This window comes from Bradyrhizobium sp. CCGUVB4N, assembly GCF_024199945.1.
Taxonomy (GTDB): Bacteria; Pseudomonadota; Alphaproteobacteria; order Rhizobiales; family Xanthobacteraceae; genus Bradyrhizobium.
On sequence record NZ_JANADP010000001.1, the window covers coordinates 608,996 to 629,779 of the forward strand.

Here is a 20,784-nt window from a genome sequence, read left to right on the forward strand (position 1 = left end):
GTCAAAACTTGTATTTCAGGACTTGTTTTTGCGCTCGCGCAGCTCGCCGAACACGACGGCGGCATCCGCGCCCTTCATGTGTAGCCTGGCTGCGACCGACGGTTCATCAGCGCGCAGGAACACATTTGCTCGCTTCTCATCACCAAGCAGTGAGGGGATGGTCGGCTTGTTGTCCGCGCGCAGCCGCGTCACTTCCGCCGCGCGCGCCTGGAGGGCCGCATTGTCGGGATCGATGGTCAGCGCGAACTTGACGTTGGAGGCCGTGTATTCGTGGCCGCAATAGAGCTTGAAGTCGTCGGGCAAGGCCCGCAGCTTCAACAGCGAATCCCACATCATCGGATAGTTGCCTTCGAACACGCGGCCGCAGCCGATCGAGAACAGCGTGTCGGCGGCGAACAGCGTCTTCTCGGTGTCGAACACGTAGGAGATATGGTCGAGCGTATGGCCGGGCGTTTCCAGCACGCGCCCGAGCAGCGCGCCGACCTTGACCACGTCGCCATTGGCGACCCGCAAATCGACATCGGCGATCTTCGTCGTCTTGTCATGCGGCGCGACGACGCGGCAATTGTATTTCTGCTTGAGTTCGGCGACCCCGCCGACATGATCGCCATGATGATGGGTGATCAGGATATCGGTGAGCTGCCAGCCCTCGCGCTCCAGCGCCTTGATGATGGGGCCGGCTTCCGGCGCGTCGATCGAGGCGGTTGCCTTGGTTTCCACATCGTGGATCAGATAACCGAAATTGTCGTTTAAACAGTTGAAAGTACGAATTTCGGCGGCCATGACATCTCCATCGCGCTCAGCCCCGTCAGACAAATATGGCGTTAACGTTGCGCAGGCAATGCAATATTCAGCGCGCGGCCGCCGCCTTGTGCATGTTACATTGCCGTCATGAGCATCGACGTCGTTGACCTCAGAGAGTTCTATTCCCGGCGCCTCGGCATCGTGGCGCGGCAGATGATCAATCGCGGCATCCGGGAGCGCTGGCCGAATGCCGAGGGTCAGCGCGTGCTCGGCATCGGCTATCCCACGCCCTATCTCGGGCTGTTCCGCGAGGACGCGGAGCGCTGCATCGCCTTCATGCCGGCGGCCCAGGGCGTGTTGAAATGGCCCACGGGGCGGCCCGCGCTGGCGGCGCTGGTCGATGAGTTCTCGCTGCCGCTTCCCGATGCCGCGGTGGACCGCATCCTGCTGGTCCATGCGCTCGAGATGTCCGACGATCCGGCTGCGTTGTTGCGGGAGGTCTGGCGGGTGCTGTCGCCGTCCGGCCGTGTCATGGCTGTGATCCCGAACAGGCGCGGCGTGTGGACACGCAGTGACAATACGCCGTTCGGCCATGGCCGTCCCTATTCGCGCTCGCAGATCACCGACCTGTTGCGCCAGACCTGGTTCACGCCGACCGGCTGGGGCGAGGCCTTGTTCATGCCGCCTTATGCGGGCCGCTGGGTGCTGAAATCGGCGCAGATGTGGGAGCGTGCCGGTGCTGCGCTGTCGCTGCCATTTGCCGGCGTCCACATCGTCGAAGCGACCAAGCAGGTCTATCGCGCGATCCCCGCCAAGCGCGAACGGGCGCGGCTGATTCCCTCGCTGGCAAAGCCGGTACTGGTGCCGTCCTCGACGACGGTGACACGGGGCTGAAAACAAATCGTCCCGGCGAGGCCGGGACGATCATGCTTCGTAAATCCGAAAATCTGGTTGCGGCTCACTCGCTCGGGGCGAGATCGTCGCCGGACGCGGCAGGAGCAGCCTCGCGCTCGGGGCGCGGGCCGTTATGCGGCCGGCGGCGCCGCCGCGGGAAACGCTCGCCACCGCCGCTATTGCCGCCTTCGAAGCCGCCCGGAGCGCCGTTCGTCTGCGGCTGCGCGCCGGTGATGAAGGACGGCAGGCGATCGACGTTGCCGGCATCAGCGATGACGGGCTGCGGCTGGTTCGGCGGCTGCGGCTGGTGCTGCTGATATTGCGGCTGCGGACGATGGTCGCGTTCGCGGTGTTCGCGCGGCTGCTGCTGATCGCGCTGATAGGGCTGCTGGTTGTTGTCGCGTTGCTGGTAGTCACGATTGTGATCGCGCTGGCCGTCACGCTGATAGGGCTGTTGCTGCTGCGGCGGCTGCGGAACGAAGCCAGGCTCCTGGCCGAAATTCGAGAAATTCTCGCCGTCGTCCTCGCCGTCGTCACCGCTCGAGGTGCTGATGGGCTCGTCGCCGCGCGGCTGCTGGTTCTGGCGGAACTGTTCCTGGGCCGCCGCGATCAGGCGAAAATAATGCTCGGCGTGCTGGTAGTAGTTTTCGGCGGCAACCGGGTCGCCGGAGGAGCGCGCGTCACGCGCAAGCTGAAGATATTTTTCGGCGATGTGCGAGGCGGTGCCACGGATCTTGATGTCGGGGCCGTTCGATTCGTAGACCCGGGTCATCGGGTTCTGGCCGCGCCGGTTATTGTTGTTGTTATTATTGTTGCGGTTGCGCATCCGCTGCTTGTTCTGACCGTTTCTCATGTCCTGCCTTTAATTCCAGCCCTAAAGGTTGCACGCATTACTGATTGCTAGGAGTGACCTGATGACAGCGGTTCACATGCCTCACGCGCACCGCGCGCAAGAGCGGATTGAACCCTGCCGATGTTCGTCGACCGTCGCGTTCAACAAAGACGCGTTCCCCACCCGCCAGCATTGATTGCCAGCGAACCCATTCATATCGCCTGCCGAAACAAGCCCTGCTTTGTTGCGTAAGTCTTCAAGCGCAATATCAGGCTTTCGTTCACGTTGCGGTCGGAAAGCAGCGTACCTCAATGGGCTATCGCGCTTAACAGGACCTGCGGCTTGGAACCTTAAATCAGTGAAGCTCTCGCCTGAGAGCCCGGCTTTCGCCCGTAGGTCTACGGGGCCGACACCGATGTGTTGATGGGAAGGTAGTCGTTCCCAAGGGATATTCCAAGAGGTTTTTTCGAGCCCAATCCGGCTTTTATGGGGGCATTTTTCGGGCCGAGACCGCTCTGGGAATGCCCGCCAGGTCGGCCCTGGGCGGCCTGTCGATCGATAACGCGGCGGCCGCCATCAAGGCCTGGATATCGCCAGCCTGGCCCTGTCCGGCCTCGACGATCAGGGCGCCGCCGGGCACGAGCCGCTCGGCCGCCTGCGGTATCAGGGCGCGGTAGGCGTCATAGCCGTCATTGCCGCCATCGAGCGCCAGATGCGGATCGTGCTCGCGCACCTCGAGGCTCAGTTTCGGAATTTCCCCGGCGGGAATATAGGGCGGATTCGATACGATCAGATCGAATGGACCGTGAAGCGCGGATGCATAGGAGCAGGCGACGAACGCCGCGCGGTCGGCGAGGCCGAGGGTGGCCGCATTGCCCTTGGCGGTGCCGAGTGCAGTGAGGCTGAGATCGGTGCCGACACCGAATGCCTCGGGAATCTCGTGCAGCAGCGCGAGCAGGATCGCGCCCGATCCGGTGCCGATGTCGGCGATACGCGGGCGCCGTCCCGCGATCGCGCCTTCGCGGAAAATCTCGAGTGCCAGCTCGACCACCGTCTCGGTGTCCGGCCGCGGCACCAGCGTCGCCTCGGAGAGGCGGAACGGCAGGCCCCAGAATTCCCGCGTGCCGAGAATGCGGGCGACCGGTTCATGTGCGAGCCTCCGCTGCGCATATGCTTCGAGCCGTGCGGCCTCCTCCGGCGTGAGGTGTCGCGCCGCCTGCGTGATCAGGCCGGTCAGGTCGAGCCCCAACGCGGCGCCGACGAGCAGGCGTGCATCGAGGGAGGGCTCTTCGATGCCGGCGGATTGCAGACGCGCCGTGAGCGCGCGTCGCGCACTCTCGATGCTGTGTCCGGATTCGAAACCTGTCGCCAATGGAGCCATCCTGCCTGGCATCGTGGATAGATCGGCGGCATTGCTTGCGTCAACGGAAAGGAGCGCGTTTGATCGCACCGCGCAGCGAAGGAGGGCATCCATGACGGCCTATGACGATCAGAACGTCTTCGCGAAGATCCTGCGCGGCGAGATTCCCTGCTTCGAGGTATTCAGGGATGATCGCAGCTTCGCTTTCCTGGACATCATGCCGCGCTCGCCGGGGCATACGCTGGTGATTCCGAGGGCGCCGGCGCGCGGAATCCTCGATATTGCCGACGATGATCTCGCCGCGGTCGCCCGGACCGCGAAGCGGGTTGCGATTGCGTCGATGAAGGCGTTCGATGCGGAGGGGATTATCCTGCAGCAGTTCAGCGAGCCGGCCAGCGGGCAGGTGGTCCTTCACCTGCACATGCATGTCATGCCGGTCAGGGCCGGCGTCGAGCTGCTGCCGGCGCAGACGCGCAAGGAGGACATGACCGTGCTCGCCGAGCATGCCAAGCGGATGATCGCGGCGATCGGCAGCTAAACGCCGAGATAGCGCTGCAGCAATTCGGGCTGGGCCTTGAGCTCCTGCGCCGGCCCTTCGTGAACGATGTGGCCGTTGTTGATGATGTAGATCCGCGTCGCCAGCGCCAGTGTTGCCGCAAGATTTTGCTCGACCAGCACGATGGTCTGACCGGCGGCCGCGAGCTCGCGGCAGGCCTTGACGAGATCGTGGACGATGACGGGTGCCAATCCTTCGAACGGTTCGTCCAGCAGCACGATCTTGGGATCGCGCACCAGGGCGCGTGCGATTGCGAGCATCTGCTGCTCGCCGCCGGAGAGCTCCGTGCCGCGATTGCTGCGCCGCTCCTTCAGCCGCGGGAACATCTCGTAGATGCGGCCGAGCGGCCAGCGTTTCGGGGCGGTGATGCCGGCGAGGACGATGTTCTCCTCCACCGACAGGCTGCCGAAGATGCGCCGCTCCTCGTGCACGAGCTGCATGCCGGCCTGTGCGATCTTGTGGCTCCTGCGCCCGGCGATGTCGATGCCGTCGAATTTCACGCTGCCGCTGCGCGGCGTCACCACGCCCATCAGGCTCTTCAGCGTGGTGCTCTTGCCGGCGCCGTTGCGGCCGAGCAGCGCCACCACCTCGTGGCGTTCGACATGCATGTCGACGTCGAACAGGATGTGCGAGTCGCCGTAATAGCTGTTCAGGCCGTTGACCTCGATCAGGCTCATGCGGCGATCTCTCCGTGCACGCCGCCGAGATAGGCTTCCTGCACCGCGGCGTTGGTCTTGATTTCTTCTGGGCTTCCGGAGACCAGCACGCGGCCCTCCTGCAGCACCGTCACGCGCTCGACCAGCTCGAACAGCGAATCCATGTCGTGGTCGATGATGATCATGGTGCGTCCACGCGCGATCGATTTGAGCAGCTTCACGGTCTCGACCCGCTCGCGCGGACTCATGCCGGCGAGCGGCTCGTCGAGCAACAGCAGGCGCGGCGATGTGGCGAGCGCGAGCCCGATCTCCAGCCGGCGCTTCTCGCCATAAGCGAGCTCGGACACGGGCGTGTCGGCGCGGCGGGTCAAATTGACCAGCGCGAGCGTGTGCTCCACCTGCTCCGTCAGGCCCTTGACGCCGGCGAGCGTGCGGAACAGGTCGAGCCGGAACTTTCCGCGCAGCTCTGCGAGCGCTGCGATCGTCAGGTTCTGCCGCACCGTGAGACCCGTGAAGAGCTGATTGACCTGGTAGCTCTTGGTCAAGCCGAGCTGGCAGACTTCGGTGACCTTCAGGCCCGTGATGTCGCGGCCCTCGAACATGATCTGGCCCGAGGTCGGCGGGACCTCGCAGGTCAGCATCTTGAAGAAGGTCGATTTGCCGGCGCCGTTGGGGCCGATGATGCCGCGTAGCTCGCCCTGATTGACGCTGAAATCGATGTCGCTATTGGCGACGAGGCCGCCGTAGCGCTTGGTGAGACCAGTGGCTTTGAGGATGGGGCCGGAATAGACGGGATGCTCGACCTCCTTGGCCCGCATCGGTGCAGGCGGGACCAGGTGCGGCGCTTCGACCTCGGCCTCCTCCGTCTCCACAGCCTTCCGGGCTCGGTTGCCGGACACGAGGCCGTAGAGATCGACAAGGCCGCCGACGATACCGCCGCGCAGGAAGCAGACCAGCAACACGAACACGACGCCGAGCACGAGCTTCCAGGCGGCGCCCAGGCCCAGCGCGGACTGCAGGAAGTCCTGCAGGAACAGCCAGACGGTGGCGCCGACCAGCGGGCCGAACAACGTGCCGCGACCGCCGATGGCGGTCTGCATCACGAGCTGGCCAGAGGTGTCGAAAGTGAAAGCGTCAGGCGGCATGAAGGCCTGGAGCACGCCGAGCAGGCCGCCGGCGAAGCCCGCATAGGCCGCGGCGATCACGAAGGCGGTCAGCTTGTAGCCGTGGATGTTGTGGCCGACGGCGGTCGCGCGCAGCGGATTGTCCCGGATCGCGCTCAGAATCGCCCCGACCGGCGAGCGCACGATCCTGAGTGCGATGATGACGCCGATGAAATAGCACAGCGCGATGAACTGATAGAGCGACCAGCCATTGGTGAAGTGGATGGTGGTGAAGCCGAGATTGAAGCTCGGGGTCGGCACGCCCGGCAGGCCGTTCTCGCCGCCGGTGAAATCCGAGAGCGGATTGAACTCGACGAAGAAGAACACTTCCGCGATCGCCACCGTGATCATGGCAAAGTAGATGCCGGTGCGGCGCAGCGCGATCAGGCCGATCAGATAGCCGGTCGCCGCCGCTGCGATCATGCCGATGACCAGCGCGCCCAGCACGTTGCTGAAGCCGGCGCGAGTCAAGAGGTAAGCGGCGACGAAGCCGCCGGTGCCGTAGAAGGCGGACTGGCCGAACGACAAGAGACCGGTGAAGCCGAACAGGATGTCGAAGCCGAGGCCGAACAGGCCCCAGACCAGGATCCGGTTCACCGTGTTCGGCGCAAAGCCGAGATGGGGCAGCACGAAGGGAGCCACGATCAGGCCGATGGCCGTCAGTGTCTCGATCAGGAACGGTCGTTGCTTGAGCATCAGCGGATCACTTACTCGCGGCCCTGCACGCCGAGCAGGCCATGCGGTCGCACCACGAGCACGAGCGTCATCGCCGCAAACAGCATCACATAGGCGTAGCCGGGGTTGAACATGGAGGTGACGCTGATGATCTCGCCGGCGATCAGGCCGCCGAGGATCGCGCCGGGGAACGAGCCGACGCCGCCGATCACCACCACCACGAAGGTCTGGACCAGGATGTCGTCGCCGATGCCCGGTGTCAGCGACACCACCGGCGCGTTGACGATGCCGGCAAAGCCGGCGGCCATCGCGCCGATGCCGAACACGATCATGAAGACGCGGTAGACGTTGATGCCGAGCGAATCGACCATCACCGAATCCTCGATGCCGGCGCGCACGATCATGCCGAGCCGAGTGCGGTAGAGAATGATGAACAGCGCGCCCAGCGCGATTGCCACGATGCCGACCACGGCCAGGCGATAGGTCGGATAGAACATGAAGCCGAGATTGGTGATGCCCTGGAACAGGGCCGGCGGCGGCACCAATTGCGACTGGCTGGAAAAGATCAGGCGCACGAGCTCGACGAAGCAGATGCCGAGCCCGAAGGTCACGAGCAACTGATCCTCGTGCGGGCGATGATAGAAATGGCGGATGATGACGCGTTCCATCACGACGCCGAGCAGCATCACGAACAGCGAGCCTGCGATCACGGCGAGGATGAACGATTCCGTGTACTGATAGGTGACGAAGCCGGCATAGCCGCCGATCATGAACATCGCGCCGTGCGCGAGGTTGAGCACGCCGAGCGTGCCGTAGATGATGGTCAGGCCGGAGCTGATCAGCGCGAGCAGGGCGCCGAGCGCGAGCCCGTTGAAAAGCTGCGAAACGAGGTTGGGCCAACTAATCATGCGACGATCGCTGTTGTGACGCGCGATGAGCTTGCGTCAAAAAGGTGACGCCGCAGGTTCAGAGTAGGGCCTACGGCGTCACAGGGGTTAGCGCGTGCTCAGGTGTAGTCGCCGAGATGGCAGCCGAACGCGTCCGGTTTCTGCATCAGGCCTTCACCCGGGACGATCTCGACGACGTCGTACCAGTCTTCCTTGTTCTTCATGTCCTTCTGCTGCTTGCCCTTGACGATGATCACCGGGCGAACGCACTGGTGATCCTCGGGGCGGTAATGCACGTCCCCGACCAGCGAGGGGATCGTCTCGCCCTTCTCATAGGCCTTGATCACGTCGGGCGGATTGAAGCTGCCGGCCTGCTCACACATGTGGGCCCAGTGCGCGAAGCTGACATAGGCGTTCTCGGCGCCCCATTCCGGCTTGTAGCCGTACTTCTTCTCGAAGGCCTCGTTGAACATCTTGGCCAGCGGGAACTTGTCTTCGATCGTCCACCAATAGTCAGTGGCGGCATAGACGCCCTGCATCAGGCCGCCGGTCTCGCGCGCGATGAACGGCACCTGGTAGGGGACGACCAGCTTCATCTTGTCGAGCACGCCGAACTGTTTCGCTTGTTGGGTCGACAGTACCGCGTCGTGGCCCCAGTTGACGTTGATGAGCACGTCCGCACCGGAGTTGGCGACGTTCAGCAGATAGGAGGAATAATCAGGGGCGCCAAGCGGGGCGACCTGGTTGGTCACGGTGGTCCAGCCGGCGGTCGCGAGGAAGTCCTGCATCGACTTGGTGACGGTGTGGCCGTAGGTGTAGTCTGGCGTCAGATACGCGGCCTTCTTGCCCTTGCCGAACTCCCGCACCATCACGGGGCCGATCGCGGCCGCGGCGGTCTGGCCGAAGAAGTTCTGACGCACGCCGTAGCGCACGCAGTCCTTGCCGGTGGTGTCGTTCGATCCGGAGATGCCGCAGACGAACAGCACGTGCTCGCGCTGGGCGAGCTTGTTCAACGCGACCGCAACGGCGCTCGACGTGCCGCCTGTGATCATGATCGCCTTGTTCTCGCTGATGAAGCGCTGCTGCGCCTGCACCGCTTCGTTCGGCTTGGCGGCGGAGTCGGCGACGCCGAACTTCAGCTCCTTGCCGAGCACGCCCTTGCTGGTCTTGGGCGAGATCTTCTTGATCAGCTCGTGGCCTTCATTGATGTGCTCGATCGCGAGCTGATAGCCCTTGAGCTCGTCCTCGCCCTGCACGGCATAGGTTCCGGTGCGCGGCACCGAGATGCCGATGAAGGCGGTGGAACCCGACACGCCCGTGGGAAAGGAGCCGATCGCCGGCTTGTCTTCGGCAAAGGCCGGCATCGCCGGCAGCATCGAGCCGCCGATGAGGCCCGCTGTGGTCTGGAGCAGGCCACGGCGCGAGAGGCCGCGGCGAATGAGATCGTCAGTCATGGTCGTTTCCTCCGAACATCGTTCTTGTTTGCAGGCAAAACACGACCTGTCCGGCGGCGGCCGGCCTCACAGGCCGGCCCGCGCCGGGCACGTCACATCCGCGTGTAGCTCTTGGACGTAAGCATTGCTTGTGAAGGCCTTCTGTCAATTTCGCCTTTGGTCGAACGACGAAAATTATGTCGTGAAAACATATCGGATCACGATATATATTAGTCTTTGTGAGTACGAGGCTGGCGGGTTCGGCGAGAGAGATGGCGCGGCAGACGATAGTGGCGGGTCGCGGGAAGCGACGATCCTGGCCGCAGGAGGCGGAGCGGCCCGAGGCGGCGTGGCCCATGGAGGGCAACGACCCGCGCAGCCGGCCGGCCGGCGAGCGGGGACCGGCCGTCGGCGCCGGTCAGGCGAAGCGCGCGCCGGTGCCGATGAAGCGGTTGAGCGTACGCGCCCAGAATGTCCTGAAGGAGCTCGCGGTCGAGCTCACCGGCGAGCAGCCGCCGAAAGGAAATTGGTCGCCTTCGCGCGAACTGCTGCGCGCGTTGACGGCCGAGCGTCTCGCCACCGCGCGCAATTGCGGCCCGCACACGATGCGGGAGATCGTCGACTGGGCGCAGGGCTGCGGCGTCACCATCAAGCCGGTGATCGCGCCCGGCGGCTCGCTGTCGCAGATGTGGGCGGAGCTGATTGCCAACGCATCGGCCGGCGCCCTGACCAGCGCGGAGATCGCCGGTGCCCTGCAGCGCTCGATCCGGCGGAAGAGCGTCCGCATCCCGATCGCGTTTCAGGTCATCCTGGTGAAAATCCTGCTGTCCAGCTTCGAATAGGCGGCCCGCGAGGCCGCCGATATGTGTGCATCCGCGCCGAGCGTCGGTTGGTTCCGCCGCGCCTTCCTTGCTAATCTCGGCGGCGCCCGCGCCATCGGCGGGCGCGACGTCGAAGGCAGGGAATGGCTGACTCAAAGCGGAAGACGGGACGCGCGGCCTCCGCGGCGCCCTCGAAGGGCGGCGCGATGCGCGAGGCCGACTACACGGCACTGGCGCAATTCCGCTATCAGCTCCGTACCTTCCTGGCCTTCAGCGAAACGGCGGCCCAGAACGCCGGGCTGACGCCGCAGCAGCATCAGGCGCTGCTGGCGATCAAGGGACTGGCCGATTCCAACGGCGCCAGCGTCGGCGACATCGCCGGCTTTCTGCTGATCCGGCACCACACCGCCGTCGAACTCGTGGATCGCATGGCGAAGCTGAAGCTGATCGGCCGCGAGGCCGATCCCGCGGATGCGCGGCGCGTCCTGGTCAAGCTGACGGCCAAGGGCGAGCAGAAGCTGCGCTCGCTGTCGCGCATCCATCTGGACGAGTTGAGTGCCGCGGCACCCGCGCTGGCCAAGATCCTGCGATCGTTCAAGGCCAAGACACGCTGATTATAACGCGCTGATCAAGCTGCGCTGAGGCTTACGCCGCTGCGCCTTGCGCGGTGAGCTGTGCGGCCTGGTGCTCGGTGGTCAGCGCATCGGTCAATTCGCCGAGCGCTTCGCCGGCGATCACCTGCGGCAGCTTGTAGAGCGTCAGGTTGATGCGGTGGTCGGTGACGCGTCCTTGCGGGAAATTATAGGTGCGGATGCGCTCGCTGCGATCGCCGGAGCCGACCTTCTCCTTGCGCTCGGCCGAGCGCGCGGCGTCGACGCGCTGCCGTTCGGCGTCGTAGATGCGCGAGCGAAGGATGTTCATGGCAGACGCGCGGTTCTTATGCTGCGAGCGGCTGTCCTGCATCATCACCACGATGCCGGTCGGGATGTGGGTGATGCGGATGGCCGATTCGGTCTTGTTGACGTGCTGGCCGCCTGCGCCTTGCGCGCGCATGGTCTCGATGCGCAGATCGTCATTCTTGATCTCGACGTCGACGTCCTCGACCTCGGGAAGCACCGCGACGGTGGCGGCGGATGTGTGGATGCGCCCCTGCGTTTCGGTGTCGGGCACGCGCTGCACGCGGTGCACGCCGGACTCGAACTTCAGCTTGGAGAACGCGCCGCGGCCCTGCACCTCCGCGATGATTTCCTTGAAGCCGCCGACGGTGCCTTCGCTCGCCGAGATCACCTCGACCTTCCAGCCCTGCAAGGCGGCAAAGCGCTCGTACATCCGGAACAGATCGCCGGCGAACAGCGAGGCCTCGTCGCCGCCGGTGCCGGCGCGGATTTCGAGCACGACGTTGCGGTCGTCCATGGCATCCTTGGGCAGCAGCGCGACACGGATCTTCTGGACCAGATCCTCGATCTTCGGATTGAGCTCGTCGCGCTCGGCCTCCGCCATGCTGCGCATCTCGGCATCGGTCGCGGGATCGGCGATCAGCGCCTCGGTGTCGGCGAGTTCTTTCACGGCGGCACGATACGTCTTCACTGCTTCGATCAGCGGGTTGATCTCGGCGAGCTCGCGCGTGACCTGCACATAGCGCTCGGAGGAGAGCTGGCCCAGCGATTCGGCCTCGAGAGAGGCATGATGCGCGAGCAGAACGTCCAGTTTGGCTTCGGGGAGTGACGACATCGGTTTGGTCTCAAAAGGCGGAGGGAGGCGAGGCGGCGCAGGCGGGCGGCAGGCCCGCTACAACGCCAGGCCTTCGGCCTCGGCAAATTCCGTCAGCTTCTGCCGGATCGAGACGCTGCCGGTCGGCGCATCCAGCAGCGGCCCAAGCATCGCTTCGGCCTTCTTGGCGTCGAGGTCGATCACCATCGCCTTGACCGGGCCGAGCGCGGTCGCCGACAGCGACAGCGAGCGGTAGCCCATCGCGATCAGCGCCAGCGCGCCGATCGGCTTGGAGGCCATCTCGCCGCAGAGCGACAGCGATTTTTGTGCCGTCTGCGATTTGCGGGCGATGTCGCGCAGTGCCCGCAGGATCGGTGTCGACATGGTGTCGAAGCGCTCGGAGACCTTGGCATTGCCGCGGTCGACCGCGAACAGGAACTGGAACAGATCGTTGGAGCCGACCGAGATGAAGTCGACCTTCTTCAAGAGTTCGTCCATCTGATAGAGCAGCGCCGGCACCTCGACCATGGTGCCGATGTCGATGCGCTCCGGCAACGTGTGGCCGTGCTGGCGCAGATAGGTCAGCTCGCGCTCGACCAGCGCTTTCGCGGAATCGAACTCGGCGACCTCCGAGATCATCGGGAACATGATGCGCAGCGCGCGGCCGCCGCCGGCGCGGAGCAGCGCGCGGATCTGGCCGCGCAACAGGCCGGGACGGTCGAGCCCGAGCCGGATCGCGCGCCAGCCCAGCGCGGGATTCTCCTCGATCACCGTCTCCATATAGGGCAGCGCCTTGTCGCCGCCGATGTCGAGGGTGCGGAAGGTGACGGGCTTCTGGCCTGCGGCATCCAGCACGGCGCGATAGAGCGCGAGCTGGTCGCTGGTGCGCGGCAGGCTCTGGCCGACCATGAACTGCAGCTCGGTGCGGAACAGGCCGATACCGGCGCTGCCGGTGTCCTCGATATGCGGCAGGTCGATGGCGAGGCCCGCATTGATCAGCAGCTCGACCTTCTGGCCGTCCTTGGTGACGCAGGGGCGGTCGCGCAGCGCCAGATATTGCGCCTGGCGGCGGGCGCGGAAGCGCACGCGCTCGGCATAGGCGGCCTCGACTTCCTGCGAGGGCCGCACATAGATCGCGCCCGAGGTGCCGTCGACGATGATGGCGTCGCCGGGGTCGGCGATGCCGGGCGCGTTCGGTACCTCGCCGACGGCGGGAATGCCGAGCGCGCGTGCCACGATCGAGACGTGGGAGTTGGCGGTGCCTTCCTCCAGCACGATGCCGCGCAGGCGCTTGCGGTCATAGTCGAGCAGCGCCGCCGGTCCCATCGCGCGCGCGATGACGATGGCATTGTCGGGCATCTGCTCGCGCGAGGGCGCATGGTCCTGGCCAACCAGCTGCCGCATCAGGCGATAGCCGAGATCCTCGAGATCGTGCAGCCGGTCGCGCAAATAGGGATCGGTCACGCGCAGCATGCGGGCGCGGGTGTCGGACTGGACGCGTTCGACCGCGGCTTCCGCCGTGAGGCCGGTCGCGACCGCCTCGTGCAGCTTGTGCGACCAGCCCTGGTCGTTGGCGAACATGCGGTAGGCTTCGAGCACGTCGCGATGCTCGCCGCCCTCGGCGACGTCGCCGCGCTCGAGCATCCGGTCGAGATCCGAGCGCAGCTTGGCGAGCGCGGTGTCGAGCCGCTTGATCTCCTTCGGCAGGTCCTCGGCGATGTAGTCCTTGATGACGACGCGCGGCTCGTGCAGCACGACGTGGCCGAGCGCGATGCCTTCCGAGAGGATCGCGCCGGCCTTTTGCGTCGAATGGCGCGCGGCCGGCTCGGCGCCGGGCTGGGCGAGGGCGGACAATTCGCCCGACGCGATCAGCTCCGCCAGCACCATGGCGGTGGTCTGCAGCGCCTCGAGCTCTTCCTCGACATAGGTGCGCTTGGCGCGGTTCTGCACCACCAGCACGCCGAGCGTGTTGCCGGCGCGCAGGATCGGCACGCCGAGGAAGGAGTGGTAGATTTCTTCGCCGGTCTCCGGGCGGAACGAGAAGGCGGGATGGCTCTGGGCGTCGTTCAAATTGAGCGGCGTCGCCTCGCTGGCGACGAGGCCGACCAGGCCCTCATGGGCGCTCAGCACGGTATGGTGCACGGCCTCGCGGTTGAGGCCTTCGGTGGCGTAGAGCTCGAGGGTGTTGTCGATGCGCAGCACATAGACCGAGCAGACCTCGGCCACCATGTTGGCGGCGATCAGCACCACGATCTTGTCCAGCCGCTCCTGGGCCGAGACCTGCTCCGCCATGGTTTCGCGGAGCCGTCTCAACAAGACGCGGGGACCTCCCGACGCGCTCCGCATGAACCGTCAATCTCCTCCGTCTGCCCGACCCGGCGATAATGGCCGGCGGCTGGCCTAGAATTCCAGAAAAACAATCAAATTGTCTGTCCGGCTCAGGCGCAAACAACTGCTTGCACCGAATCAGCAGCCTGAACTGGGACACAGTCTGCGGCAGCCCACCCTATTCGCCGTATAGCGAATTGAGGCTTGTTTTGCCAAGCAAAACGCCTGCCAAACGCGAAGGTGTGTACACCTTCGCGTTTGCTGCGACCGCTAAGAGAAAATTAGTCCAGGCATGGTCCGGAAACTGCGAAACGCTTTTCCGGAAAGACCATGCTCAAACGGTAGCCTGAAGCGCGACGACCGCGCCTTAGGCCTGATCGAGGCCGTAGAGCGTGTGCAGCGTGCGCACCGCAAGCTCGGTATAGGCCGTGTCGATCAAAACCGAGAACTTGATCTCGGAGGTTGTAATGGCCCGGATGTTGATATTCCGTCCGGCGAGGGCCGAAAACGCCTGGGCGGCGACGCCGGCATGGCTGCGCATGCCGCTGCCGATCACCGAGATCTTGGCGACGTCGGTGGCGGTGTCGAGCCGGGCATAGCCGATCGTGGCCTTGGCGGCGGTAATCGTGTCCTTGGCGCGGTTGTAGTCGGCGGCCGGCACCGTGAAGGTGAGGTCGGTGGTCTTGCCGTCCTCGGACACGTTCTGAACGATCATGTCGACGTTGATATTGGCATCCGCGAGCGGGCCGAAGATCGACGCCGCAACGCCCGGCTTGTCCTCGATCTGGCGCACCGAGATCTGGGCCTCGTCCTTCGAAAAGGCGATGCCGGTGACGACGTGGTTTTCCATGATCTCCTCCTCGCCGCAGATCAGCGTGCCGGGCGGCTGGTTGGCATGCGGGTCGATATCCTCGGGCTTGTCGAAGCTCGAGCGGACGAAGATCGGCATGTTGTGGACCATGCCGAGTTCCACCGAGCGAACCTGGAGCACTTTGGCGCCCTGGGAAGCCAGTTCCAGCATGTCTTCGAATGCGATCTTGTCGAGCCTCTTGGCCTTCGGCACGATTCGCGGGTCGGTGGTGTAGACGCCATCAACGTCGGTGTAGATGTCGCAGCGGTCGGCCTTGACGGCGGCGGCGATCGCCACGGCCGAGGTGTCGGAGCCGCCGCGGCCGAGCGTGGTGATGCGGTTGGTCTTGGGGTCGATGCCCTGGAAGCCGGCGATGACCGCGACCTCCTTGCGATCCCTGAAGCGGGTGATGATCTCGCTGCCGTCGATATCCTCGATCCGGGCCGAGGCATGGGCGTCGCTGGTCTTGATCGGGATCTGCCAGCCCTGCCAGGAGCGGGCCTGGATACCCATGCCCTGGAGCACGATGGCCAGCAGGCCGGAGGTCACCTGTTCGCCGGAGGCGACGACGGCGTCGTATTCGCGCGCGTCGTGCATCGGCGAGGCCTCGGTGCACCAGGCCACCAGCTCGTTGGTCTTGCCCGACATCGCCGAGACGACCACAGCCACTTCATGGCCGGCGTCGACCTCACGCTTCACATGGCTTGCGACGTTGCGGATACGTTCGATGTTGGCGACGGACGTGCCGCCGAATTTCATCACGAGGCGGCTCATGACGACGCGTGCATTCCTTCATAAGGATCAGTATGGTGACCCGCGCTGGGACGGATGCCCAGGGGGATACCGACCGCGCGTATACAGAGGGGCGGGGCCGGGGGCAAGCGGGTTCCTGCGGGGCAGGCTTCAGGTCCAGCCGGGGGTATGGGTTAACCGAGATCATGGCGCGTTACATCGACGAGATCCTGCAGCCCGGCGAGCGGGTGCTGTATTCGACCAATGCGCACTGGATCTTCTATTTCCCGGCCATTCTGGCCTGGATCGTGGCGATCGCCCTGTTCGTGCTGTCCAGGCAGACCGATATCTACAGCGTGATGATCGTCTGCCTGTTCGGCGCCGGCCTGGTGGCGCTGGCCGCCCTGTTCTGGACCCTGAAGGGCTGGTTCCATCGCTTCACCACTGAGACCGACGTCACCAACCTCAGGGTTGTGCATAAGACCGGCTTCATCAAGCGCCGCACCTTTGAAATGGCGCTCGACAAGGTCGAAAGTGTCGACGTCAACCAGTCGATTCTTGGACGTATTCTCAACTACGGCGACGTGACCATCAACGGCGTCGGCGAAGGTCGCGAGACCATCCGGACGATCGCCTCGCCGCTGGCCTTCCGTAGTTCGATCACCACGCGGTAGGACCGCGCCCAACCATGAGCATGCAGCAAGATACTTCCGCAACTGCCACCGCCCAGCCCGGCTCGACCGTCGATGCCGCCGAGATCGCGAAATTCTCAAAGCTCTCGGCCGAGTGGTGGGACCCCAAGGGCAAGATGGCGCCGCTGCACCGGATCAATCCGCTGCGGCTCGGCTATATCCGCGACGCGGCCTGCCGCAAGTTCGAGCGCAATGTGCGCAGCCTCAACTGCCTCGGGGCCTTGCGCGTCCTCGACATCGGCTGCGGTGCCGGCCTGCTGTGCGAGCCGCTGTCGCGGCTGGGTGCGCAGGTCATCGGCGTCGATCCGTCGGCGAGCAACATTGCGGCGGCGAAGCTGCATGCCGGCAAGAGCCATCTGTCGATCGACTATCGCTGCACCACGGTGGAGGAGATCGACCCGCGCGAGCGTTTTGACATCGTGCTGGCGATGGAAGTGGTCGAGCACGTCGTCGACGTCGGCGTCTTCCTGAAGCGCTGCGCCGCGATGCTGAAGCCGAACGGCCTGATGGTCGTGTCCACCCTCAATCGGAACTGGAAGAGCTTCGCGCTCGCGATCGTCGGCGCCGAATACGTGCTGCGCTGGCTGCCGCGCGGCACCCACGAATGGAACAAGTTCGTCACACCCGACGAGCTGACCAAATATCTCCTCGACAACCGCCTCGTCATCACCGAGCAGACCGGCGTCGTCTACTCCCCCTTCGCCGACAAATGGACCCTCTCGTCGGACATGGACGTGAACTACATGGTCGTGGCGGAAGGCATGGTGTGAGGGGGGCTGCGGACACAAAAATGGTGTCGTCCCGGCGAAGGCCGGGACCCATACTCCGTGAACGCAGTTTGACGATGATAGGTAACTGCTATCTCGCGCCATAATCACGTTCGGTGGTTATGTGTCCCGGCCTTCGCCGGGACGACGCCGAAGGCGAGAGCATCGCTCCTATGACATGGGCGTCATTGACCTGACGCCGTGTGCTCGGCAGTTTGCAGCAGCACTCCCCTCGCAGCCTCACCCCCCATGCTCACCGTCACCAGCCTCTGGATTCCCTTCACCGTCATTGCTGCGCTCGGCCAGGTCGCGCGCAACGCGATGCAGAGGTCGCTGACGAAGCCGTTGGGGACCTGGGGCGCGACCAATATCCGCTTTCTGTTCGGCTTCCCGTTCTCCCTGCTGTTCTTAGGCGTTGTGCTGGTTGCGACCGGCGATCACATCGGCATGCCGCCGACCGTGTTCTGGCCGTGGCTGCTGCTGGGCGCGCTCAGCCAGATCGTCGCGACCGGCTTGATGCTGCTCGCGATGAACGACCGTTCGTTCGTGGTGACGACGGCCTACCTGAAGACCGAGGCGATCCAGACCGCGATCTTCGGCTTCGTCTTCCTCGGTGACCATCTGACCTGGCTGAAGGTACTGGCGATCGTGATCGCGACCGTCGGCGTCGTCATCACGGCGCTGCGGCCCGGTGGCGAGAAGAGCTTTGCGGAATTGAAGCCGACCATCACCGGCCTCGTTGCGGCGGCAGCGTTCGCGCTCTCCGCGGTCGGCTTCCGCGGCGCGATCATCACCGTGCCGAACGTATCGTTCGTGACCGCATCGTCGTTCACGTTGGTGCTCGGCCTGTTCGTGCAGACGCTGATCCTGACGATCTACCTGCTCTGGCGCGCGCCAAAAATACTTCAGTCGATCCTGGGGTTATGGCGGCCGTCGCTGCTCGCCGGCTTCATGGGCGCCTTCGCCTCGCAATTCTGGTTTCTGGCGTTCGCGCTGACAGCCGCCGCCAATGTCCGCACCCTCGCTTTGATCGAGGTGCTGTTCGCACAAGCGGTGGCGTACTACTCGTTCAAGCAGCCGATCGCAGCTCGCGAGATTTTTGGGATCGTGCTGATCGTGCTCGGCGTGGCGCTGCTGGTGGGTTTCTGACGCGCTCTGCGCGTCAGTTCCGGTCTTCCGGCAGTGTCGGCAGCGGCGACACTTCGATGCCTTCGTCGATCAGCGACTTTGCCTCGTCCGGCGAGGCCTCGCCGTAGATCGGGCGGTGCTCCTTGTCGCCGTAATGCATCGCGCGGGCTTCGTTGGCAAAGCGCTCGCCGACATTGTCGGCGTTCTTGACGATGTGGTCGCGCAGCTCTTTCAGCTTGGTCCGCAGCTCGCGCTCCTGCGCCATCATCAGCGAGGTGGATCCAGACGGCGCAGCCTCGGGCGCCGGCGTCGTGGCCGGCTCCACCGGAGGTGTTGCGCGCCCTTTCTTGCTGACGATGCGCGGTGCCATGATCGCCTTGTCGACCTTGGCCGAGCCGCAGATCGGGCAGGTCACGAGCTTGCGCTTCACCTGCGAATCGTAGGCCGACGAGCTCTGGAACCAGCTCTCGAACTCGTGCTTGCGGTCGCAATGGAGCGCGTAGCGGATCATGCCGATCCCCGCACCAGATGCAGATGATCCGGCCCGGCCTTGGGATCGGAGACGCCGAAGCGGCGGCCGTGCTGGAGCGAGGGGATCGCGCGGCGCGCGGTCTCGACCTTGGCCGGGTCGATCTTGGCCATGATGATGCCGGGCTCGACATCGCCCTCGGCAAGGATCTCGCCCCAGGGATCGATGATCAGCGAGTGACCATAGGTCTCGCGCTTGTTCTCGTGGGTGCCTGCCTGGGCAGCTGCGAAGATGAAGCAGCCGGTCTCGATCGCGCGCGACCGCAGCAGGATGTGCCAGTGCGCCTCGCCGGTCTTGCGGGTGAAGGCGGAGGGAACGGTGATGAAATAGGCGCCACTTTCAGCGAGTGCGCGGTAGAGCGCGGGGAAGCGCACGTCGTAGCAGATCGTCAAGCCAATGCGGCCCCAGGGCAGGTCGGAGATCACGGCGGTCTCGCCCGGCTGGTAATTGGCGGATTCGCGATAGCTCTCGCCGTCCGGCAGCTCGATGTCGAACATGTGGATCTTGTCGTAGCTCGCGAGGACGTTGCCCTCGGGCCCGATCAGGAAGGAGCGGTTGACCGCCTTCTCGGCTGAGAAGCGCAGCGCCAGCGAGCCGACATGGATGTGGATCTTCAGCTCGGCGGCGAGCGCGCGATACGCCTTCAGCGAGGCGTCGTCCTCTTCGCTCTGCAGATGCTCGAACAGCGCCTTGCGGTTCAGCTGCATCATGTTGCTGACTTCGGGCGTCTGCACGTAGTCGGCGCCCTTGGCTGCCGCCTCCCGGATCAGTCTTGTGGCCTGCGCGAGGCTCGGCTCGGGCATCAAGCCGGTGCGCATCTGAATCATGGCCGCGGTGAAGGTGCGATTCTGAGCTTGATCTCGAGCTTGATCCTGGCTCATGAGACCGCCTTGACGCTTTCGAGGAGCCCGTCGAGCTTGCCTTCGCGGTCGAGCGCGTAGAGATCGTCGCAGCCGCCGATATGGGTTCCGCCGATCCAGATCTGCGGGAAGGTCGAGCCCTCGCCGGCGCGGTCGTACATCTCCTCGCGCCAGGACGGGTTCTGGGCGACGTCGAATTCCCTGAAGGTCGCTTTCTTGCGGGTCAGAAGCGACCTGGCAGCGGAACAATAGCCGCATCCCGGCCTGGTGTAGATCTCGACAGCAGAGGTCATGGCGTCCAGCGCTCTCATGTCATGAATTTATTGAATTATATGGGACTTTACCGGCTCTCGACAACCCGGGCAAAGACCAGCACGTCGACCTGGGCCGCCTTGGCGCGAAGAAGTGCACGCGCGCAGGCATCCAGCGTCGCGCCTGATGTCAGGACATCATCGACAAGGATGATGCGTCGGCCCTGGACCTCGGCCTGACGGTCGGGGGATACCTGGAATGCGCCCTGCACATTGGTGGCGCGCTGGGCCCGCGACAGGCCGATCTGCTGCTCGGTGGCGCGGACCCGGCGCAGCACCTCACTCCGGACCCTGACCCCGCTCTGCCGCGCGATGATATGCGCCAGCGCACCGGACTGGTTGTAGCGGCGGCGCCAAGCCCGGCGCCAATGCAGCGGCACCGGCACCAGCATGTCAGCGCCGGCAAGCAGTTCGCCGCCCGCGCGCGCCATCCAGCGGCCCATGGCGGGCGCCAGATCGGTGCGGTCCTGGTATTTCAGCGCATGCACCAGCGTGCGCGCGACATCGTCATAGCGCACCGCCGCGCGTGCCCGCTGGTAGGCGGGCGGGCTGGCGATCGCCTCCATCGACAGCATGTCGGGGCCGGGATCGTAGACAAAGGGGATGCCGAGCCGCGGACAATAGGGCCGCTCGATGAACGACAATTTTGCCCAGCACGCCGCACAAACGCCCTCGCCATCCACCGGCTCGCGACAGGACACGCACAGCGTCGGCAGCGCAATGTCGAGCGCGAGCCGCGCCGCGCGCGACAGCACGTCGCGGCCAGCCGTCCATGCGGCACGCAAGGGTTTGGCGATGGAGCGGGTCGGGGCGGCGTCGGCGTCCATAAGGGGAGGCTAGTACCCACTTTTCTTGG

At 64.9% G+C, this 20,784-nt stretch carries 21 protein-coding genes; 7 read left to right on the top strand and 14 right to left on the bottom strand.

Annotated features, from left to right (window positions below; translation table 11 throughout):
• Positions 1 to 15 precede the first annotated feature (15 nt).
• Positions 16 to 783 (bottom strand): hydroxyacylglutathione hydrolase, encoded by a 768-nt coding sequence (gene gloB, locus NLM31_RS02840; RefSeq protein ID WP_254127810.1) that lies wholly within the window; start codon positions 781 to 783, stop codon positions 16 to 18.
• Between the two features lie 108 nt (positions 784 to 891).
• Between gloB and NLM31_RS02845 the strand changes: the two genes are divergently transcribed.
• Positions 892 to 1,638: a class I SAM-dependent methyltransferase gene (locus tag NLM31_RS02845; protein ID WP_254127811.1), complete on the top strand. Its 747-nt coding sequence runs from the start codon at positions 892 to 894 to the stop codon at positions 1,636 to 1,638.
• A gap of 64 nt (positions 1,639 to 1,702) precedes the next feature.
• On the opposite strand, the gene NLM31_RS02850 is transcribed toward NLM31_RS02845, so the two are convergent.
• Positions 1,703 to 2,491, bottom strand: a complete 789-nt coding sequence (locus NLM31_RS02850) for a DUF4167 domain-containing protein (protein WP_254127812.1) — start codon at positions 2,489 to 2,491, stop codon at positions 1,703 to 1,705.
• 463 nt (positions 2,492 to 2,954) lie between these two features.
• Positions 2,955 to 3,851 carry a peptide chain release factor N(5)-glutamine methyltransferase gene (gene prmC / locus NLM31_RS02855; RefSeq protein WP_254191389.1) on the bottom strand — a complete coding sequence of 299 codons (897 nt, stop codon included), beginning with the start codon at positions 3,849 to 3,851 and terminating at the stop codon, positions 2,955 to 2,957.
• Between the two features lie 91 nt (positions 3,852 to 3,942).
• Between prmC and NLM31_RS02860 the strand changes: the two genes are divergently transcribed.
• Positions 3,943 to 4,368 (top strand): HIT family protein, encoded by a 426-nt coding sequence (locus NLM31_RS02860; protein WP_254127814.1) that lies wholly within the window; start codon positions 3,943 to 3,945, stop codon positions 4,366 to 4,368.
• On the opposite strand, the gene NLM31_RS02865 is transcribed toward NLM31_RS02860, so the two are convergent.
• From NLM31_RS02865 to NLM31_RS02880, 4 genes are all read right to left on the bottom strand, one after another.
• On the bottom strand, positions 4,365 to 5,063 hold the full coding sequence (locus NLM31_RS02865; RefSeq protein ID WP_254191390.1) for an ABC transporter ATP-binding protein: 699 nt from the start codon (positions 5,061 to 5,063) through the stop codon (positions 4,365 to 4,367). The genes NLM31_RS02860 and NLM31_RS02865 overlap by 4 nt on opposite strands.
• Complete coding sequence (locus tag NLM31_RS02870) at positions 5,060 to 6,901, bottom strand: ATP-binding cassette domain-containing protein (protein WP_254191391.1); 1,842 nt, start codon at positions 6,899 to 6,901, stop codon at positions 5,060 to 5,062. The genes NLM31_RS02865 and NLM31_RS02870 overlap by 4 nt, the downstream gene beginning before the upstream one ends.
• A gap of 11 nt (positions 6,902 to 6,912) precedes the next feature.
• Positions 6,913 to 7,788, bottom strand: a complete 876-nt coding sequence (locus NLM31_RS02875) for a branched-chain amino acid ABC transporter permease (RefSeq protein ID WP_254127817.1) — start codon at positions 7,786 to 7,788, stop codon at positions 6,913 to 6,915.
• A 98-nt stretch (positions 7,789 to 7,886) separates the two neighbouring features.
• Positions 7,887 to 9,221, bottom strand: coding sequence for a substrate-binding protein (locus tag NLM31_RS02880; RefSeq protein ID WP_254191392.1), 1,335 nt, complete (start codon positions 9,219 to 9,221; stop codon positions 7,887 to 7,889).
• A 335-nt stretch (positions 9,222 to 9,556) separates the two neighbouring features.
• Between NLM31_RS02880 and NLM31_RS02885 the strand changes: the two genes are divergently transcribed.
• Together NLM31_RS02885 and NLM31_RS02890 are read left to right on the top strand one after the other, a co-directional pair.
• Positions 9,557 to 10,042 (top strand): hypothetical protein, encoded by a 486-nt coding sequence (locus tag NLM31_RS02885; RefSeq protein WP_254127819.1) that lies wholly within the window; start codon positions 9,557 to 9,559, stop codon positions 10,040 to 10,042.
• A 122-nt stretch (positions 10,043 to 10,164) separates the two neighbouring features.
• Positions 10,165 to 10,635, top strand: coding sequence for a MarR family winged helix-turn-helix transcriptional regulator (locus NLM31_RS02890; RefSeq protein WP_254191393.1), 471 nt, complete (start codon positions 10,165 to 10,167; stop codon positions 10,633 to 10,635).
• A gap of 31 nt (positions 10,636 to 10,666) precedes the next feature.
• Here NLM31_RS02890 and prfA read toward each other — a convergent pair whose 3' ends face one another.
• From prfA to NLM31_RS02905, 3 genes are all read right to left on the bottom strand, one after another.
• Positions 10,667 to 11,752 carry a peptide chain release factor 1 gene (gene prfA / locus NLM31_RS02895; RefSeq protein ID WP_254191394.1) on the bottom strand — a complete coding sequence of 362 codons (1,086 nt, stop codon included), beginning with the start codon at positions 11,750 to 11,752 and terminating at the stop codon, positions 10,667 to 10,669.
• Positions 11,753 to 11,809: 57 nt separating this feature from the next.
• Positions 11,810 to 14,077 carry a phosphoenolpyruvate--protein phosphotransferase gene (gene ptsP, locus NLM31_RS02900; RefSeq protein WP_254127822.1) on the bottom strand — a complete coding sequence of 756 codons (2,268 nt, stop codon included), beginning with the start codon at positions 14,075 to 14,077 and terminating at the stop codon, positions 11,810 to 11,812.
• Positions 14,078 to 14,426: 349 nt separating this feature from the next.
• Positions 14,427 to 15,683: an aspartate kinase gene (locus NLM31_RS02905; RefSeq protein WP_254191395.1), complete on the bottom strand. Its 1,257-nt coding sequence runs from the start codon at positions 15,681 to 15,683 to the stop codon at positions 14,427 to 14,429.
• Positions 15,684 to 15,847: 164 nt separating this feature from the next.
• On the opposite strand from NLM31_RS02905, the gene NLM31_RS02910 reads away from it, so the two are divergent.
• From NLM31_RS02910 to NLM31_RS02920, 3 genes are all read left to right on the top strand, one after another.
• Positions 15,848 to 16,315, top strand: a complete 468-nt coding sequence (locus NLM31_RS02910) for a PH domain-containing protein (RefSeq protein ID WP_254191396.1) — start codon at positions 15,848 to 15,850, stop codon at positions 16,313 to 16,315.
• Between the two features lie 14 nt (positions 16,316 to 16,329).
• Positions 16,330 to 17,103 (top strand): bifunctional 2-polyprenyl-6-hydroxyphenol methylase/3-demethylubiquinol 3-O-methyltransferase UbiG, encoded by a 774-nt coding sequence (gene ubiG, locus NLM31_RS02915; RefSeq protein ID WP_254191397.1) that lies wholly within the window; start codon positions 16,330 to 16,332, stop codon positions 17,101 to 17,103.
• A gap of 246 nt (positions 17,104 to 17,349) precedes the next feature.
• On the top strand, positions 17,350 to 18,249 hold the full coding sequence (locus NLM31_RS02920) for an EamA family transporter (RefSeq protein WP_254191398.1): 900 nt from the start codon (positions 17,350 to 17,352) through the stop codon (positions 18,247 to 18,249).
• Between the two features lie 13 nt (positions 18,250 to 18,262).
• Here the strand turns inward: NLM31_RS02920 and NLM31_RS02925 are convergent, their stop codons facing one another.
• Genes NLM31_RS02925 through NLM31_RS02940 form a run of 4 tightly spaced genes read right to left on the bottom strand, consistent with a single transcriptional unit; the run spans position 18,263 to position 20,755 of the window.
• The gene (locus NLM31_RS02925; RefSeq protein ID WP_254191399.1) at positions 18,263 to 18,739 is read right to left on the bottom strand and encodes a DUF1178 family protein; all 477 of its coding nucleotides are present in this window, start codon (positions 18,737 to 18,739) and stop codon (positions 18,263 to 18,265) included.
• Positions 18,736 to 19,638 carry a carbon-nitrogen hydrolase family protein gene (locus NLM31_RS02930; protein WP_254191400.1) on the bottom strand — a complete coding sequence of 301 codons (903 nt, stop codon included), beginning with the start codon at positions 19,636 to 19,638 and terminating at the stop codon, positions 18,736 to 18,738. The genes NLM31_RS02925 and NLM31_RS02930 overlap by 4 nt, the downstream gene beginning before the upstream one ends.
• Positions 19,635 to 19,910, bottom strand: a complete 276-nt coding sequence (grxC, locus tag NLM31_RS02935; protein WP_254191401.1) for a glutaredoxin 3 — start codon at positions 19,908 to 19,910, stop codon at positions 19,635 to 19,637. Before grxC ends, NLM31_RS02930 begins: the two co-directional genes overlap by 4 nt.
• A gap of 47 nt (positions 19,911 to 19,957) precedes the next feature.
• Positions 19,958 to 20,755, bottom strand: coding sequence for a ComF family protein (locus NLM31_RS02940; RefSeq protein ID WP_254191402.1), 798 nt, complete (start codon positions 20,753 to 20,755; stop codon positions 19,958 to 19,960).
• Positions 20,756 to 20,784 lie beyond the last annotated feature (29 nt).

What these genes read in the sequence shown, in the direction of transcription:
- ubiG (WP_254191397.1), top strand. Translation starts at nt 16,330, where the DNA reads ATGAGCATGCAGCAAGATACTTCCGCAACTGCCACCGCCCAGCCCGGC.
- NLM31_RS02930 (WP_254191400.1), bottom strand. Translation starts at nt 19,638, where the DNA reads ATGAGCCAGGATCAAGCTCGAGATCAAGCTCAGAATCGCACCTTCACC.
- NLM31_RS02905 (WP_254191395.1), bottom strand. Translation starts at nt 15,683, where the DNA reads ATGAGCCGCCTCGTGATGAAATTCGGCGGCACGTCCGTCGCCAACATC.
- gloB (WP_254127810.1), bottom strand. Translation starts at nt 783, where the DNA reads ATGGCCGCCGAAATTCGTACTTTCAACTGTTTAAACGACAATTTCGGT.
- NLM31_RS02870 (WP_254191391.1), bottom strand. Translation starts at nt 6,901, where the DNA reads ATGCTCAAGCAACGACCGTTCCTGATCGAGACACTGACGGCCATCGGC.
- NLM31_RS02880 (WP_254191392.1), bottom strand. Translation starts at nt 9,221, where the DNA reads ATGACTGACGATCTCATTCGCCGCGGCCTCTCGCGCCGTGGCCTGCTC.
- NLM31_RS02860 (WP_254127814.1), top strand. Translation starts at nt 3,943, where the DNA reads ATGACGGCCTATGACGATCAGAACGTCTTCGCGAAGATCCTGCGCGGC.
- grxC (WP_254191401.1), bottom strand. Translation starts at nt 19,910, where the DNA reads ATGACCTCTGCTGTCGAGATCTACACCAGGCCGGGATGCGGCTATTGT.
- NLM31_RS02890 (WP_254191393.1), top strand. Translation starts at nt 10,165, where the DNA reads ATGGCTGACTCAAAGCGGAAGACGGGACGCGCGGCCTCCGCGGCGCCC.
- NLM31_RS02845 (WP_254127811.1), top strand. Translation starts at nt 892, where the DNA reads ATGAGCATCGACGTCGTTGACCTCAGAGAGTTCTATTCCCGGCGCCTC.
- NLM31_RS02865 (WP_254191390.1), bottom strand. Translation starts at nt 5,063, where the DNA reads ATGAGCCTGATCGAGGTCAACGGCCTGAACAGCTATTACGGCGACTCG.
- NLM31_RS02925 (WP_254191399.1), bottom strand. Translation starts at nt 18,739, where the DNA reads ATGATCCGCTACGCGCTCCATTGCGACCGCAAGCACGAGTTCGAGAGC.
- NLM31_RS02940 (WP_254191402.1), bottom strand. Translation starts at nt 20,755, where the DNA reads ATGGACGCCGACGCCGCCCCGACCCGCTCCATCGCCAAACCCTTGCGT.
- NLM31_RS02920 (WP_254191398.1), top strand. Translation starts at nt 17,350, where the DNA reads ATGCTCACCGTCACCAGCCTCTGGATTCCCTTCACCGTCATTGCTGCG.
- ptsP (WP_254127822.1), bottom strand. Translation starts at nt 14,077, where the DNA reads ATGCGGAGCGCGTCGGGAGGTCCCCGCGTCTTGTTGAGACGGCTCCGC.
- prfA (WP_254191394.1), bottom strand. Translation starts at nt 11,752, where the DNA reads ATGTCGTCACTCCCCGAAGCCAAACTGGACGTTCTGCTCGCGCATCAT.
- NLM31_RS02875 (WP_254127817.1), bottom strand. Translation starts at nt 7,788, where the DNA reads ATGATTAGTTGGCCCAACCTCGTTTCGCAGCTTTTCAACGGGCTCGCG.
- NLM31_RS02910 (WP_254191396.1), top strand. Translation starts at nt 15,848, where the DNA reads ATGGCGCGTTACATCGACGAGATCCTGCAGCCCGGCGAGCGGGTGCTG.
- NLM31_RS02850 (WP_254127812.1), bottom strand. Translation starts at nt 2,491, where the DNA reads ATGAGAAACGGTCAGAACAAGCAGCGGATGCGCAACCGCAACAATAAT.
- prmC (WP_254191389.1), bottom strand. Translation starts at nt 3,851, where the DNA reads ATGGCTCCATTGGCGACAGGTTTCGAATCCGGACACAGCATCGAGAGT.
- NLM31_RS02885 (WP_254127819.1), top strand. Translation starts at nt 9,557, where the DNA reads ATGGAGGGCAACGACCCGCGCAGCCGGCCGGCCGGCGAGCGGGGACCG.